Below are 14,651 nucleotides of genomic sequence, written 5' to 3'. Positions count from 1 at the left end.
GGTTCGCTCGCCTCGGCTTAACGGATGTTGGGGTCGAAGGTGAAGATCACCAGCGTGCCCAGGAGGACGGTGAAGACCGTCGCGGCGTACAGCAGGCCCTTCAGCCACAGGCGGGTCTGGGGGCGCTCGGCGTAGTCGTTGATGACGGTACGCAGGCCGTTGGCGCCGTGCAGCATCGCGAGCCACAGCATCAGCAGGTCCCAGCCCTGCCAGAACGGGGACGCCCAGCGGCCCGCGACGAACGCGAAGCCGATCTTGGAGACGCCGCCGTCGAGGACGAGCTGGATCAGCAGGTGGCCGAGGACGAGGACGACCAGGACGACACCGGACAGGCGCATGAACAGCCACGCGGCCATCTCGAAGTTGCCGCGGCTGCCCTTGCCCGTCTTCGAGGTGCGCTTGCGCGGCGCCTCGATGTACGGGGCCGGGTTGTCGGCGTCGTAGAGCGAGGCGCCCTCGACGGGGCCGACGCCGGAGGTGGCGGGGGTCGTGTCAGCAGACATGTCTGGCCTCAGCTCCCGAAGAGTTCACGGACGGCGTGGCCGAGGACGGGGTACAGGGCCCCGACCATCAGGACGACCCAGATGCCCACGACGGTCCAGAGCATCTGCTTCTGGTAGCGCGGGCCCTTCGACCAGAAGTCGACGGCGATGACACGCAGGCCGTTGAGCGCGTGGAAGAGGATGGCGGCGACGAGGCCGTACTCGAGGAGTGCGACGATCGGCGTCTTGTAGGTGGAGACAACATCGTCGTACGACTCGGGGGAGACGCGGACGAGAGCGGTGTCCAGCACGTGTACGAACAGGAAGAAGAAGATGAGGACACCGGTGACTCGATGAGCCACCCACGACCACATGCCTTCCCGGCCGCGGTACAGCGTTCCAGCCGGCACGGAAGAACCCTCCGGGAGTGGGGACTGGGGCCGGCCGCCACGCGTAAGCCGATTGGATACAGCTCTGTCGGTCGGGCCCGGCCGGGTACGGTCCACCGGCCGCTCGACATCGTATCGACGACGTGGCGGCTCGTTCGCGCGGGGGCCCACTCGTGTGATCAAACAGGCAATCAAACAGGCACGTACGGGCTATTGCCGCACCGATCCGGGCAGATCGCGTCCGGTGCGGCTGTACGGGTGACCGGGAGGTTCCGGACGAGCCGGGTGATTCTTCCCCGGGCGAGCCGGCGGAGCTCCTCGGCGGCCAGTGCCCGCTCCTCCTCCGGCTCCTTGCCCATCCGGTCGCGCAGCGCGCTGAGCAGGTGGTCGAGGGCCTCGCCGGGCGCGGTGGCGTCGAGGAACAGCACGAAGGGGTGCCCGAAGCGGGCCTCGTACGCGGCGTGCGCGGCGGCCAGCGCGGTGTGCGCCGCGGAGTAGCCCGCCGCGTCCGGCGGCCGGGCCGGTTCCTCGCGGGCCAGGGCCTGGGCGATGTCGGCGGGCGCCAGGTCGTACGCCGCCTCGTCGGCCGCGGCGAGCAGCGCGTCGAGGTCCGGGTACGGGCGGTGCGCGGCGAGCCGGTGGGCCCAGGCGAGACTGCCGCAGCAGCGCATCAGGGCGGCTTCGGCGTGTCCCTGCGCAAGGGCGTTGAACTGGGTGAGGCCGCTGTGGCCCCCGCGAGGTGTGGCCTGAGCGGGTATGGGCAGGCGGCCCGGAACGGCGTCTGGGGCGGCGGACAGCGGGTGCCTCCGGCGGCTGTGCGGGTCTGAGTTCGGGCTGTTTTGGGTCGTAACCGTAGTCATGGGTGATTGCGGGTGTCCGACGGATGCGCGAATTTCACTCGGACGGGGAGGTTTGGGTGGCGGTCGGTGGATCGGGCGAGGGCCGTCGCGCGCCTTCTCGTCGTAGGGGAGATGATCGTTCGCGGGTGCGGGTTGTCTGTGGTTGCCGTGCAGTCCTCGCGCCCCTCTAGGGAGCGGTGGTGCGCGTGGGAATCGAGCGGAAGGCCCTTCTTGCCGGGGGCGCGGTCGTGGCGGCCGGGGCCGTGGTGCTGACCGTGGCGTTGTGGCCGGACAGCGGCGGGGATTCCGCCGGGCCCGCTCCGGCGGACTCGAAGTCGGCCAGAACGGTTGCCTCGAAGCCGTCACCCACGCGGTCCTACCCGCTCTCGAAGCCTCCGAGCACCATCCCGTCCGTGCGGGAGTTCACCGCCGCGCGCGGGCCCGGATGGAAGCCGGGCGGGGGATCGGTGCGGGTGCGGGACGCCTCGCTCGCCGACGAGGGGCGGCTGGTCGCGGACGAGCTGGGGCTGAAGTACGGCGGGCGGAAGGGGAAGGCGGGCGCCGGGGACGTCGAGCTTGCGCTCGGAGGGGCGAAGGGCGCGAACCCGGAGTCGTACCGGATGACCGTCGAGGGCGGGACGGTGCGGATCGTCGGGCCGAGCGACGGCGGTGTCTTCCTCGGGACGCGCACGCTCAAGCAGGAGGTGCACGGCGGCGGCACCGCGCCCGAGGGCGTCGTCGCGGACGAGCCGGCCAAGCCACAGCGCGGGTTCATGATCGACATCGCGCGCAAGCACTTCACCGCCGACTGGATCAAGGACCGGATCCGCGAGATCGGCGACCTCAAGTACAACCAGCTCGGGCTGCACTTCTCCGACGACCAGGCCTTCCGGATCGAGTCCGACACGCACCCCGAGATCGTGTCCCCCCAGCACCTGACCAAGGCGGAGGTCCGCGACATCCTCGCGCTCGCGGCGCAGCGGCACGTGACCGTCGTGCCGGAGATCGACTCGCCGGGCCACCTCGGCGCGGTCATCGCCGCCCACCCCGACCTCCAGTTGCGCGACGCGGCCGGGGTCCCCACGCGGGGCGCCATCGACATCTCCGAGCCGGCCTCGGCGAAGATCGTGGACGATCTGCTGAAGGAGTTCGCGGGCCTGTTCAAAGGCGCGTACTGGCATCTGGGCGGCGACGAGTACCAGGCCCTGGTGAAGCAGAACCCCGAGGCGTCCTACCCCCAGCTGGCCACCGCCGCCCGCCAGAAGTACGGGGCGAACGCACGCGTGCAGGACCTCGCCGAGGGCTGGCTGAACGACCGGGCGAAGACGATGGCCCCGTTCGGCCGGAAGCTGAAGGCCTGGAACGACGGGTTCTTCACCGGCGGTATCGTCCGGGCCGACCAGGACCTGGAGGTCGCGTACTGGACCGGCAAGGAGATCGGTGCGCGCGAACCCGTCTCCTATCTGAGCGCCGGACAGAAGCTGACCAACTACAACGACGAGTACCTCTACTACGTCCTCGGCCAGCCGAACACCTTCGTCTATCCGACCGGTCAGCGGATCTACGAGAGCTGGACCCCGCTCGTCGTGCGCGGCACCACCCCGGTCCCCGCGAAGTACGACGCCCAGATCCTCGGCGGCACCTTCGCCGTCTGGTGCGACCTCGCCGGGTCCCAGACGCCGGCCCAGGTCGCGCAAGGCATCCGCATGCCCCTGCGGGCCACCGTCCAGAAGCTGTGGGACCCGAAGAAGCCGGAGCTGACGTGGGCGCAGTTCACGGCCCTGGCGAACCGGCTGGGGAACTGACCACCGGGTTCTCCCCGGACGGCGCGGCCCCGGAGCCCGGCCCGTCCCCTTCGCGCAGTTCGCGTTTTGGGTGGCGAACTGCCGTACGGCTGTGGTCTATTCGGCCCGAGTCACATGAACGGCACAGCCACTTGAACAGCACGGCGGGACGGGGGCACGGGGATGGGCTACTGGGGCTATTACGTGGTGGCCGGCAGCGATCGTCCGTTGCGGGAGCTGGCGGCGCTGGCGGGGGTGCGGGAGGAACTGACCCTGCTGGAGGAGAGGGTCGGCGGATGGCAGGTGTGGGAGTGCCCCGGCGGGGGCGACGGGGAGCAGGCCCGGGACGTGGGCAGCATGAACGCGCTGGCGGCGGAGACGGGTTCGCCCGCCCTGTTCGCCTACGTGATGGACAGCAGCTGCGCCGTCGTCGAGGCGGCCGCGCCGCACAGCGGGGCATGGACCGCCTGCCTCGGCCGGGAGGCCATGACCCGGTACATCGGCGGTGACGAGCGCTCGCTCGAGGACTACTTCCTGCCGCCCGCGGACGCGGCCGAGCGGGCCGTCGCCTGGGCCGCCGAGTGCGGCCGCGACGTGGCCGCCCAGCCGCTGCTCGACGTGCTGCGGGCCCCGGCCGAGCCCTCCGCGGAGGAGCTGTTCTTCCGCTTCCTGGACCGGCTCGGCGTGGCAGCACTGTGACGTTCCGGGCAGGACCGGCGCAGTAAGTCCCGTAGTCCCCCGAAGGGGAATTGTCGGGTCCGCGTCTGGAGGCGTACGGCCATGAGCCTGGTGGAACTGATCGCGCAGGCCGACGAGCGAGGGCTCGCCGCGAGCGGGCTCGGCTGCCTCGACCGCTGCGTGCCGCTGCTCGGCGACGCCGAGGACGACGAGGCGCTGCGCCCGCTGTGGGCGAGCCTCGCCGAGGGCGGCACCGGCTGGGGCGAGACGCTCGCCGTGGCCCGCGGCCGGCTCGCGGACACCGTCGTCGACGGGGAGGCCGCCGAACTCGTCCGCCGGATGCTGGGCGCCGCCCCCGACGGCAGCGTGCCCGGCGACTGGCGCGGCTGGGCCGACGCCTGCTCGGTGGCCGCCCTCCAGGTGCACCGGATGCTCGACGCCGGGGGCCCCGGCGACGGCGCCGACGACGGCGCGGCCGGGGTCCGCGAGGGCGACACCGCGGGCATGACGCCGCTCGTCGCCGCCGAACTGCGCCGCCAGACCAGGATCCTGGAGCTGCTCGCGAGCGGCGCCGGCGGGCTGCGGCAGGCCCGAGACCTGTCCACCGAGGGCCGCCGCGTGCTGCGCGCCGTCGTCTCCAGACGCGCCCGCGGCCGCGCCTGATGTACGAGGTCGGCGGCCCCTCACGCCGCGCCTGGGCCGCCGTCCTCGCGGTCGGTCTGCTCGTCGGCCTCGTCGTGGTGGACGCGCGGCGGGAACAGGAGCCGGTCGGCGCCCGGTTCGCCGCCGGAGCCGGGGACACCGCGCACCGCGCGGGCCCACGCGGGTGCGGGACCGGTGGGCCGGGGCGGTCCGTGCCGCCGGAGCACCAGGACGGCGTCGACGCCCGTCTCGTGGTCACCTCGTACGGGTACACGAGCCGGATCCCGCACGGGCGGTCGCGCGAGCGGTTCCACGTCAGCGCGAGCCTGTACCCGGAGCGGCTGAGCGAGATCCGGCTGCCCGCCTCGTTCACCGCGGACAGCGCCGCCGTCGACGTCTACGGGCCGCACGGGAAGGGCCGGATCGCCACCGCCCGCGGGCTCGCCGTGCGGGTGCTCACCGGGATGAAGGAGCGGCCCGTCCCGCCGGGCGCGGACGGCACGTACCGCTTCGTGCGGGAGAGCGAGCACTACCTCGAGGTCGAGCTGCCGAAGCGGGCGCTGTGCCCCGGCCAGACCCTGGAGTCCCTGAACCAGCCCAGCGAGCAGGGCTCCAACGACGCCCTGGACTACCCGGTGCTGCGTCTCACCCTCACCGACCCGGCGCTGCCCGGCGGCCGTCTCGTCTGCGTGTCGCCCGACCTGAGCGGGGACGCGCGGCAGGTGTGAATCACGCCGGAGGGGCCGTGCGGACGGTGACGTCCGCACGGCCCCTCGTGGGTCGTACCGCCCGGCTACGGCGCCAGGTTGGTGCCCAGGCGGCCCCCGGCCGGGGTGCCGATCGAGCCGTTGCCGTAGTACACGGTCTGGCTCAGGCCCAGGCCGCTGCTGTTGCTCGGCACGTACAGGAGCGCGCCGTTGCCCGCGTCCTCACCGGCCGCGCCGAGGACCAGGTCCGTGCGGCCGAAGCCGGACAGGTCCGCGAGCGCCACGGCCGAACCGACGTTGTCGCCCGACTCGCTGGAGCCCGGCACGCCGCTGGAGTCCTGGCTGACGGAGAGCGCGCCGGTGCCGGTCAGACCGGCCGACGAGCCCTTGAGGAGCAGCGTGGTGCCCGCGTCGGCGCGGTTCGTCGTGCGGGTCAGGTCCTCGTTGGGCAGGCCCGCGAGGACGTCCGCGTAGCCGTCGAGGTCGTAGTCGCCCACCGCGACCGAGGCGCCCATGGCGTCGCCCGCCTCGGCGCCGCCCGGTACGCCGGACGAGTCCTGGTGGATCGTCTTCGCGCCCGTGGTCGACAGGCCGGTGCCCGCGACGCCGTAGACGGCCGTGACCTGGCCGCCGGTCGCGGCGCCGGACTCGGCGACGTAGGGCTGGCCGATGACGAGGTCGTCGACGCCGTCGCCGTTGATGTCGCCCGCGGCGACCGCGCGACCGCCCTTGACGGACAGCGTCGCGACCTTGGTCAGACCGGCGCTGCCGCCCTTGAACCAGACGACGCGGCCGATGCCGCCGCCGTCGCGGTAGTTGAGCGCGACATCCGCGTAGCCGTCCCGGTTGAAGTCGCCGGACGTGGCGTCCGGGACGGCCAGGGAGGTGGTGGCGGAGGTGAGGGCGCCGCCCGCGCGCTTGGTGTCGCTGTAGCGGGCGTGCCAGGTGCCGCCGCTGACCGTGGTCGCGGAGAACACGTCGGCCTTGCCGTCGGCGTTGAAGTCGCCGACCGCGAGCGCCGCGCCGAACCGGGCGTTGGCCACGGCCTGCGCGGCGTCCGTGTTCACGCCGACGCCGCTGGTGAAGGCGGGACCGTAGAGGATCGTGTACGCGCCGCGGTTGGCGTGTCCGGACGTGTCGTCCTCGCCGGGCTGGCCGACGACGAGGTCGGTGTTGCCGTCGCCGTTGATGTCGCCGGTCGCCGTGGCGGCGCCGAACTCGTCACCGCTCTCGCCGGAGCCGGGAACGCCGGTGCTCGACTGCGAGATGACCTTGCGGCCGGTGGCCGTCGGGCCGTCGAGCGTGCCGGGGACGAGGGCGACCTGGCCGCCGCTCGCGCCCTTGGGCAGGCCGGTGACGAGGTCGTTCGTCGCGTCGCCGAGCAGGTTCTGGCTGGGCAGGGCGTGCGAGTTGCCCGGCGCGGCGGCCTGCGTCGCGATGCGGCTCAGCTTCGGGTAGAGATTCGCGCCCGGGCAGGCCGTGGTGTTGGTGTCCCGGTGGCCGAGGACGCGCGGGAACGTCTTGGACGTGCCCTTGGCGATCTTGTTGCCCTGGACGCCGAGGTCGCCGTTGGAGGTGAGGGACACGGTGCCGGTCGCGGTGATGCCGTACTGGCCGAACTTCCAGGCCACGACGCGGGAGATGGCGTCGAGGGCGGCCTTCGTCGGGCGGGCCGACTCGAAGTTGCCGATGTAGGAGATGCCGACCGTGTCGGTGTTGAAGCCGTAGTCGTGGGCGCCGTGCACCGGCAGGTCCATGCCGCCGGTCCGGCCCTCGAAGATCTGGCCGCAGCGGTCGACGACGAAGTTGTAGCCGATGTCGAAGTAGCCCTTGGCCACGTGGTCCTGCTGGATCTCGCGCAGGCGGCGCGCCGACTCCGCGCACGGCACCTGGTTGTCGGCGTCGATGCCCGTGTGGTGGACGACCGCGGCCTTGATCTCCGTGTCGTACTCGGGCGTGCCGTCGTGCGAGAGGTCCGGGCCCCACACCGACTGCGGGATGATCGCCGGCTTCACGACCGTGGAGGGCGGGGCCTCGGGGACGGTCGGGGTCGGCGACGGGGAGGCGGTCTCCGTCGCGCTGCCGGACGGCGGCGGGGTCGCCGACGCGGTGTCCGACGGCGTCTCGGTGGCCACGGGCGTCTCGGTCGCGACCGGGCTCTCCGTGGCGGCCGGGCTCTCCGTGCCCACCGGGGTGTCGGTGGGCACCGGCGACTCCGTCGACGCGACGCTGTACGCCGCCGGGTCGATGCCGCCGGACGCGCCCTTGCCGCGGACCGGGTCGGTGCCCGGGTCGATCAGCTTGACGTCCATGCCGGCGGGCAGGTCCGCGGCGTTGCCGTCCGCGTCGACGACCCGCACCTCGACGCCGTTCGAGTCGGACGGGGTCGGCACGGGCGAGGTGCCGCCGCGCAGGGCGGTGTGCGCGCGCTCGGACCCGTCTGCGTCGTTCGTCTCCTCCGGCAGCGTTGTCCAGGCGCCCCACTTGCCGCTCTCCGCGTCACGCGCGCGGAACTGCGCGGTGCCGTCGAGCTGCGCCTTCGCGTCCTTCCAGGTCACCGAGACGGCGCCGAAGGTCTGCGTCGACTTCTGCGGCACGACCTTGCGGTCGCCCTTCGTCGTCAGGCTCAGCGTGTGCACGGCCGCGGCGCGCGCCGGGACCGCGTCCTGCGGCTCCGAACCCCCCGGATCGGCGATGGCGTACGCGGTCACCCCCGCTCCGCCGAGCACCACCGCGCCGATGGTGATCCAGGCCCTGCGCTTCAGACTCAGCGGTCTGTACGCGTGCGTCTGGGCTCTCTGCGCTTTTCCTCGCGTATGTCGCGGGCTCAATGCCCCACCCCTCGAAAGTCACATGGGTCCCACGTGTCACGTGGGCACACACCATCCAGCGGGCGGGTACACCGAAACATCACAGGTCCGAACGCGAGCGCGGGGAATGGTGGGGTTTGTGCCCGTGCTGGCGGGGGTTCCGGCGCGCGTTGTATAACCGGGCCGCTTCCACGGGACCGGCCGGTCCCCGGCCCGTTCGCGATCCCCCGAGGTGCCCGTGCTCCCCGCAACACGTCATCGCCGCACCGCCGTCCTGGCCGCGCTCGCCGCCGCGACCCTCGCCGTGTCCGGCTGCTCGGCCTCGCACTCCGGCGACTCCCGGCGCAAGGGGCACCACCGCTCCGACTCCCCACGCACGGAGCGCACCCAGCGCGCGGACGGCCGCCCGGGCGCGACCCGCGCCCCCGCCGCCGCGGCCAAGACGCCCCGGACCGCCGCGCAGTACCTCGCCCGCGCCCGGCGCGCGATGGCGGGCGAGGCCGGCTGGACGTTCGCCGTCGACGGCCGCGAGTCCGCGACCATGAGCGGACAGGCCCCGTCCGGAGCGACCTACACCGCCACCGTGCACCGCACCACCACGCCCGTCGCCGTGGAACAGCTCGGCTCGGTGACCACCAGTAAGGGGCAGCGCAAGCCCGAGTCCGTGTACGTCGTCGACGGCACCGGGCATGTGAAGAAGAACGGGGCCTGGACCAGCGGACCCGTGACCGACCCCGCGATCGCCGACGCCGTGGAGGACCCGGTCGCGGGGCTCGACGCGTTCGCCGCGTACGGGAAGAGCGCGAAGGTGCGGCGCTCGGGCGGCACGGTGCGGCTCGAAGTGACCTCCTCCGGCTGGACGCTGGCCGACGCGCGGACCCGCCCGGCGCTGAAGAAGGCCGCCCGTGAGCTGGACCCGACGCTCGCCCAGCTGCGGGACGCCGGGGTCACGGCGACCGAGACGCAGATCAGGCTCACGCGCTCCACGGAGACCTGGGAGCTCGACGCCGCGCACGGCTACCGCGTCGCGGCGCACCGCTTCGCGTTCACCTTCGACGTGCCGTACCAGGGCGGCGCCATCACCGTGAAGCAGGACGTGCGCGCGGACAACCGCGGTGTCTTCGACGGCACGGTGCGGCTGCCCGCGGACGCCGGTCGCTAGGGCCCTTCTTTCGGATCAGGCTGGGCTCGCCTGATCCGAAAGAAAGGCCCTAGAAGCCCCAGGGTTCCCCGGTGACCGGCCCCGACGTCCGAGACGCGCGAACGGTTGTACGCCACAGGCGCATTCCGGTGTGAGAAGCGACATGTGTGTGACGTGTGATGTTCCGGTGAGCCCGAGCGCTGGGGGAATGCGGGTCGAGTCCGACCGCATCTCCCCACGACCGGACCAAGGGGTGCACCACATGCCTGGGGTGGAACACAGACCTGTCGACATGCGCCGGCACGCCGCGGCGTTCGTCGCCCGGGTCGCCTCGGCGCGACTGCCGCTCGACTACTCCGTCGCCAGCCTGCGGGTCGTCGACCGGATCGTCGACGGCCTGCGGCAGGGCAGCTCACCCGGACCCGAGCTCGACGCCGTGCTCTTCGGGCTCGGCGCCTACGTGGGCGAGGTGCTCGTGCGGCGGGCCGGCGCCGAGTGGATCGCCTTCGACCCGTCCCAGCGCGACTACTTCGGTCGGGACGTCGGCGTACGCATGCCGGACGGGCGGGTGCGCAGCCCCCTCGGCAAGGTCGTCAACCGCTACGAGGCGGGCGCCGCCGAGTCGCTGCAGACCTTCTACCTGACCCTCCCCGGAAGGAGGCGCCGCACATGCGCCGCCGCACTGTGACCACCCGGTCCCTGCTCACCGGCGGTTTCGTCCTCGCGCTGCTCGGCGCGGGCGTCCTCCTCCACCCCGTGCCGTCCGAGAGCCTGACCGCGAGCTCCCTCGCGGCGCCCGGCGCCGACGGGAACTGGTCCGCCGAGGCCTTCGCCGACCTCGAACCGCCCGCCGTGCTCACGCAGACCCGGGGCGAACGGCTGCTGTCCCAGGCGGTCACCCTGCTGGGCGAGGCCCGCTCGGTGCGGATGACCGTGGACATCACCCAGCACGGCAAGCGGGCCCAGGCCGACCTGCGCATGGACCGTGCGGGCAACTGCACCGGCACCATGGACGGCGGACCGGGCGCGAGCGGCGACCTGATCGTCCTCGCCGAGGGCGCGAAGGACGACGGGCCCGAGGTGTACATGAGCTACAGCGACCGCGCGCTGGCCGAGTGGCAGGCCATGGCCGACACCCGCGGTCCCGCCGTGTCCCAGCGCATCCGCGAGCGCCTCGCCCTCGTCCGGGGCAAGTACGTGCACGTGCCCGCCGGCCCCAAGGGCGCCGACGCCCTCGCCAAGGTGTGCACGATGGGCCAGGTGCTCGGCGCACAGGCGGCCGACACCAGCGGCACCCGGGACCTGCCCGAGGAGCGCCGCGACGGACGCCGCGTCATCCCGCTGCTCCCGCCCCAGGGCGACGAGGACCTCGGCTCCGCCTACGTGGACGCCGCCGGGAAGCCGTACCTGCGCAGCCTCGAGATGGACTCCGAACAGATCAAGGGGAAGATGCGCTTCTCCGGCTACGGGGAGCCGCTGACGGTGCGCAGGCCCCCGGCCGCGCAGATCGTGGAGCTGCCCGCGGACGAGGGCTCGGTGTTCGAGGCCTGATCCGGCGCCGCCCGGCCGCAACTCCCGCACGGGGAAGGCGGGTTCGGGCCGCGCGGACCGCGCTTCTGTGACGTTTCCGCGCGTTCCGGCGCTGATCGGCATGGGGGCGGAGCCGACGGCGGCGCCCCGCACGGGGTGCCGAGGTCGTCGTTCCGTACGCATCGGTGCGTACTTGTCGTCGTACGAAGAGGAAAGCGGTTGGGCCAGGGAGGGGAACCCCGGCGCGCGAAGGAGCGCGACGGGGAGTTGGGCGCAGCCGTCGAGCGGGCCCAGACGGGGGACGAGGACGCCTTCGCCGTGGCCTACCGGCTGGTCCAGCCCGGCCTGCTCGGCTATCTGCGCGGTCTCGTCGGGGACGACGCCGAGGACGTGGCCGCCGACGCGTGGCTGGAGATCGCCCGCGACCTGGGGCGGTTCCGCGGAGACGGCGCGGGCTTCCGCGGCTGGACCGCGACCATCGCCCGGCACCGCGCCCTCGACCTGCTGCGCCGCCGCCGCACCCGGCCGCAGGCCACCGCGCTCGAACAGGACCTGCACGATCTGCCCGCCGCGCACAACACCGCCGAGCAGGCCATGGAGACGCTCTCCACCCGGCGGGCCCTCGACCTGATCGCCGGACTCCCGCGCGACCAGGGCGAGGCCGTGCTGCTGCGGGTCGTCGTCGGCCTCGACGGACCGGCCGCCGCCCGCGTCCTCGGAAAACGCCCCGGCGCGGTCCGCACGGCCGCGTACCGGGGGCTGCGCCGACTCGCCCGTGACCTCGGCGGTGTGACGGATGAGGGCCCGCCCACGCTGGGTGAGTCGAGATGACCGAGCAGATCCCCGACCCCGTGGGCGAGGCGCTGGCCGCGGCCGTACGCCCGCCGGAACCCGATCCCGAGGGCGAACGGCTGGCCCGCGCCGCGTTCCGGGCCGCCCGAGACGCGGGCGCCCTCGACGCGCGGCCCCGCCGCCGCGACGACTGGCGCCCGCGGCGCCGCCGCACGCGCTGGTCCGCGCGGGCTGCCGTCGGCGCCGCGCTGGCGAGCCTCGCCGTGGGCGGCGTCGCCGTCGCCGGCATCGGCGACGCCCCGGACCCCGGAGCGGACCGGCCCGCGCCGCGCCCCGCGCCGACGTCGACCGCACCCGGCCGCCCCGGCACCGGCCCGCACACCCCGCCCCCGTCCGGGCGGGCGTCCGGCCCCTGTGCCTCGTACGAGGACGGGCGCGGCACCGAGCGGTCCGAGCGGGCCGTGGAGGACTGCGCCGAGCCGACGGCGACCGGTACGGGCCACGACCGGCCCGGCGGCACCGGCGCGTCCGGCGGCAGGGGCGGACCCGGGAACCCGGGCTCCGGCGGCACCACGGGCGGGGCGGGGAACAACGCGAACGGCGCGGGAGGTTCCGGCGGCGGCGGCGGTGGCACGGGCGCGGGCGACTCGGGTCCGGGCGGCTCGGGTTCCGGTTCGGGTTCCGGTCCGGTCGGCTCGGGTTCCGGTCCGGGCGGCGCCGGCAAGGGCCACCAGCCGTAGCCGGCGGTTCCGGTACGGCGAATTCTCGGGAACGCCCGCGTGGAACTTCGGCGGGGGCGGTGTGAAGACCTGCCGACCGGCCCTCCGGACGGGCCTCCGGAACACCCTCCGCATACGGGACGGCCGGGGTCGCCACCCCCCACAGGAGAGACCCCGGCCGCCGCGCGGTACGGGTCGCGAGCGGCCCGTACTTCCTTCAGCGCCGCGGGTGCGTTTTCTGTCACACCCCGCCGTGTGACTCTCTGGTTGCTCGTTGTACAAACATGGACGTGGGGTGTTTCAAGCCGTAGCGTGCAGGTTCGCGCCGGGGGCGCTACTTGGCCGGATGGGGCAGGCAGGGACTGGGAGTGCTGGGGGACGACGCGGAGCTGACCGCCGCGGTGCTTGCGGCGCAGGGCGGGGACGAGAGCGCTTTCCGCACTGTGTACCGCACCGTGCACCCGAGGTTGCTCGGATACGTACGCACACTCGTGGGCGAGCCGGACGCGGAGGACGTCGCCTCCGAGGCGTGGCTGCAGATCGCCCGCGACCTCGACCGCTTCGAGGGCGACGCCGACCGCTTCCGCGGCTGGGCCGCCCGCATAGCCCGCAACCGCGCCCTGGACCACATACGCATGCGGGGACGCCGGCCCGCCATCGGCGGCGACGAGACCGAACTCACCGGCCGACCCGCGACCGCCGACACCGCCGACGAGGCGATGGAGCTGCTCTCCACCGGCGACACCATGGCGCTCATCGCCCAGCTCCCGCAGGACCAGGCCGAGGCCGTGGTGCTGCGGGTCGTCGTCGGGCTCGACGCGAAGAGCGCGGCCCAGACCCTCGGCAAGCGCCCAGGCGCCGTCCGTACCGCCGCGCACCGCGGCCTGAAGCGGCTCGCCGAACTGATCGGCGCCGACCCGAAGACCCCCGGTTCGCTCGAGGCCGTACCCCGGCCACGAGGCCCGAGACCCAGCACGGTGACGTCCGCCGGTGTGACGCAATCGCGTACGCGGACGCAGAAGGACATGTGATGGCCGACGAGCACGACAAGTGGCTGGACCGCGAGGCGGCGGAGCGTCTGCTGCGCGGGGAGCCCCTGGAGGCCGTCGCCGAACAGGACGCGCTGCACGCCCGACGGCTCACCGCGGCGCTCGACTCGCTGACCGCGCTCCCGGCCGGACCCGACGGCGAACTCCCCGGTGAGGACGCTGCGCTCAAGGCGTTCCGGGAGGCCCGCGCGGTCCCCGCGGGCGAGCGCGCCGCCGCCCTCGGCACCCCCGTGACCCTCACCGGCCGCACCGCGCGTGCCGGGCGGCACCGCGGCGGCGCCGCCGGAGCACCGGCCCGGCCCGGCCCCGACGGCCGGCACGGCCCGCGCTGGGGCCGGCCCGTACGGTTCGGGCTCGCCGCCGCCGTCGCCGCGTGCATGGTCGGCGGCGTCGCCGTCGCCGCGGGCACCGGCGTGCTGCCTTCGCCCTTCGACGGCTGGAGCGATCCGTCGCCCACGACATCGGTGTCGAGCGCGCCCTCCGAGGAACCGCTCGTCTCGCCGTCCGGCAGCGCGGCCGAACGCGGCGAGGCCGTGCCCGACGGCGAACGGACCTCGGACGGCCCCTCCGGCTCGCCCGACGCCCGCGACGGCCGCGACGCGTCGAAGGACCCCCGCGGCGGCACGGCGCCCAGCGCCTCGCCCGGCAACGAGGCGACCGACCCGGCCCGCGGCTCCGACGCGCTGCGCCGCCGGATCACCGAGACCTGCGCCAAGTACCGCACCGGCGAGATCGGCGCGGACGAGAAGCGGCAGCTGCGCGAGTCCATGAAGGAGTCCGGGCGCGCCGGCACCGACCTCGGCCGCTTCTGCGACCGCGTCCTCGGTCAGCCCGAGGGCTCCGGGGACGAGGGCTCGGACAACGGCGGCAAGACCGGCGACGAGGACGAGGACGGCAACGACGACGGCGAAGGCGGCGACCAGCCGCCCGCCCTGCCCACCGTCACCCCCACGTCCTCACCGGACGCGTCCGGCTCGTCGGCCTACGGGGCACGCCCCGTCATCCCGGTCCGCACGGTCTCGGCCACGGCCGTGGCGCCCGCGGAATCCGTCGCGCCCGACCCCGTACCCGCGCGCTGACCTGCGCGGA

The 14,651-nt window shown here is 74.1% G+C and carries 15 protein-coding genes; 11 read left to right on the top strand and 4 right to left on the bottom strand.

Annotated elements, in window-relative coordinates; genetic code table 11:
• Positions 1–17 precede the first annotated feature (17 nt).
• The 3 genes from IAG42_RS13420 to IAG42_RS13410 form a co-directional block, all read right to left on the bottom strand.
• Entirely contained in the window at positions 18–503 is a 486-nt protein-coding gene (locus tag IAG42_RS13420) for a succinate dehydrogenase hydrophobic membrane anchor subunit (RefSeq protein ID WP_188337253.1), read from the bottom strand.
• Positions 504–511: 8 nt separating this feature from the next.
• Positions 512–892: a succinate dehydrogenase, cytochrome b556 subunit gene (gene sdhC, locus IAG42_RS13415; RefSeq protein ID WP_100594758.1), complete on the bottom strand. Its 381-nt coding sequence runs from the start codon at positions 890–892 to the stop codon at positions 512–514.
• A 170-nt stretch (positions 893–1,062) separates the two neighbouring features.
• On the bottom strand, positions 1,063–1,542 hold the full coding sequence (locus IAG42_RS13410; protein WP_394811214.1) for a 2-oxo-4-hydroxy-4-carboxy-5-ureidoimidazoline decarboxylase: 480 nt from the start codon (positions 1,540–1,542) through the stop codon (positions 1,063–1,065).
• A 368-nt stretch (positions 1,543–1,910) separates the two neighbouring features.
• On the opposite strand from IAG42_RS13410, the gene IAG42_RS13405 reads away from it, so the two are divergent.
• From IAG42_RS13405 to IAG42_RS13390, 4 genes are all read left to right on the top strand, one after another.
• Positions 1,911–3,515, top strand: a complete 1,605-nt coding sequence (locus IAG42_RS13405) for a beta-N-acetylhexosaminidase (protein ID WP_188337251.1) — start codon at positions 1,911–1,913, stop codon at positions 3,513–3,515.
• A 162-nt stretch (positions 3,516–3,677) separates the two neighbouring features.
• Positions 3,678–4,193 carry a hypothetical protein gene (locus IAG42_RS13400; RefSeq protein WP_188337250.1) on the top strand — a complete coding sequence of 172 codons (516 nt, stop codon included), beginning with the start codon at positions 3,678–3,680 and terminating at the stop codon, positions 4,191–4,193.
• An 81-nt stretch (positions 4,194–4,274) separates the two neighbouring features.
• The gene (locus IAG42_RS13395; RefSeq protein WP_188337249.1) at positions 4,275–4,835 is read left to right on the top strand and encodes a hypothetical protein; all 561 of its coding nucleotides are present in this window, start codon (positions 4,275–4,277) and stop codon (positions 4,833–4,835) included.
• Positions 4,835–5,542, top strand: coding sequence for a hypothetical protein (locus IAG42_RS13390; RefSeq protein ID WP_188337248.1), 708 nt, complete (start codon positions 4,835–4,837; stop codon positions 5,540–5,542). The genes IAG42_RS13395 and IAG42_RS13390 overlap by 1 nt, the downstream gene beginning before the upstream one ends.
• 65 nt (positions 5,543–5,607) lie before the next feature.
• On the opposite strand, the gene IAG42_RS13385 is transcribed toward IAG42_RS13390, so the two are convergent.
• A complete protein-coding gene (locus tag IAG42_RS13385; protein ID WP_317453315.1) occupies positions 5,608–8,253 on the bottom strand; it encodes an N-acetylmuramoyl-L-alanine amidase in 2,646 nt (881 codons plus the stop codon).
• 316 nt (positions 8,254–8,569) lie between these two features.
• Here IAG42_RS13385 and IAG42_RS38340 point away from each other — a divergent pair, with 316 nt between their 5' ends.
• The 7 genes from IAG42_RS38340 to IAG42_RS13350 all read left to right on the top strand — a co-directional run bounded on the left by IAG42_RS38340 (position 8,570) and on the right by IAG42_RS13350 (position 14,641).
• Positions 8,570–9,493, top strand: a complete 924-nt coding sequence (locus tag IAG42_RS38340; protein ID WP_188337247.1) for a hypothetical protein — start codon at positions 8,570–8,572, stop codon at positions 9,491–9,493.
• Between the two features lie 271 nt (positions 9,494–9,764).
• Entirely contained in the window at positions 9,765–10,160 is a 396-nt protein-coding gene (locus IAG42_RS13375) for a hypothetical protein (RefSeq protein ID WP_188341357.1), read from the top strand.
• The gene (locus IAG42_RS13370; protein ID WP_188337246.1) at positions 10,142–11,023 is read left to right on the top strand and encodes a hypothetical protein; all 882 of its coding nucleotides are present in this window, start codon (positions 10,142–10,144) and stop codon (positions 11,021–11,023) included. Before IAG42_RS13375 ends, IAG42_RS13370 begins: the two co-directional genes overlap by 19 nt.
• A 198-nt stretch (positions 11,024–11,221) precedes the next feature.
• Positions 11,222–11,833: an RNA polymerase sigma factor gene (locus IAG42_RS13365; protein ID WP_188337245.1), complete on the top strand. Its 612-nt coding sequence runs from the start codon at positions 11,222–11,224 to the stop codon at positions 11,831–11,833.
• On the top strand, positions 11,830–12,534 hold the full coding sequence (locus IAG42_RS13360) for a hypothetical protein (protein WP_188337244.1): 705 nt from the start codon (positions 11,830–11,832) through the stop codon (positions 12,532–12,534). Before IAG42_RS13365 ends, IAG42_RS13360 begins: the two co-directional genes overlap by 4 nt.
• Before the next feature lie 347 nt (positions 12,535–12,881).
• Complete coding sequence (locus IAG42_RS13355) at positions 12,882–13,544, top strand: RNA polymerase sigma factor (protein ID WP_188337243.1); 663 nt, start codon at positions 12,882–12,884, stop codon at positions 13,542–13,544.
• Positions 13,544–14,641, top strand: a complete 1,098-nt coding sequence (locus IAG42_RS13350) for a collagen-like domain-containing protein (protein ID WP_188337242.1) — start codon at positions 13,544–13,546, stop codon at positions 14,639–14,641. Before IAG42_RS13355 ends, IAG42_RS13350 begins: the two co-directional genes overlap by 1 nt.
• The last annotated feature ends 10 nt before the right edge of the window (positions 14,642–14,651 follow it).

This window comes from Streptomyces xanthii (assembly GCF_014621695.1).
Lineage (GTDB): Bacteria > Actinomycetota > Actinomycetes > Streptomycetales > Streptomycetaceae > Streptomyces > Streptomyces xanthii.
The sequence above is the reverse complement of the archived record's forward strand: the minus strand, read 5'-3'. Positions and strand labels throughout refer to the sequence as shown.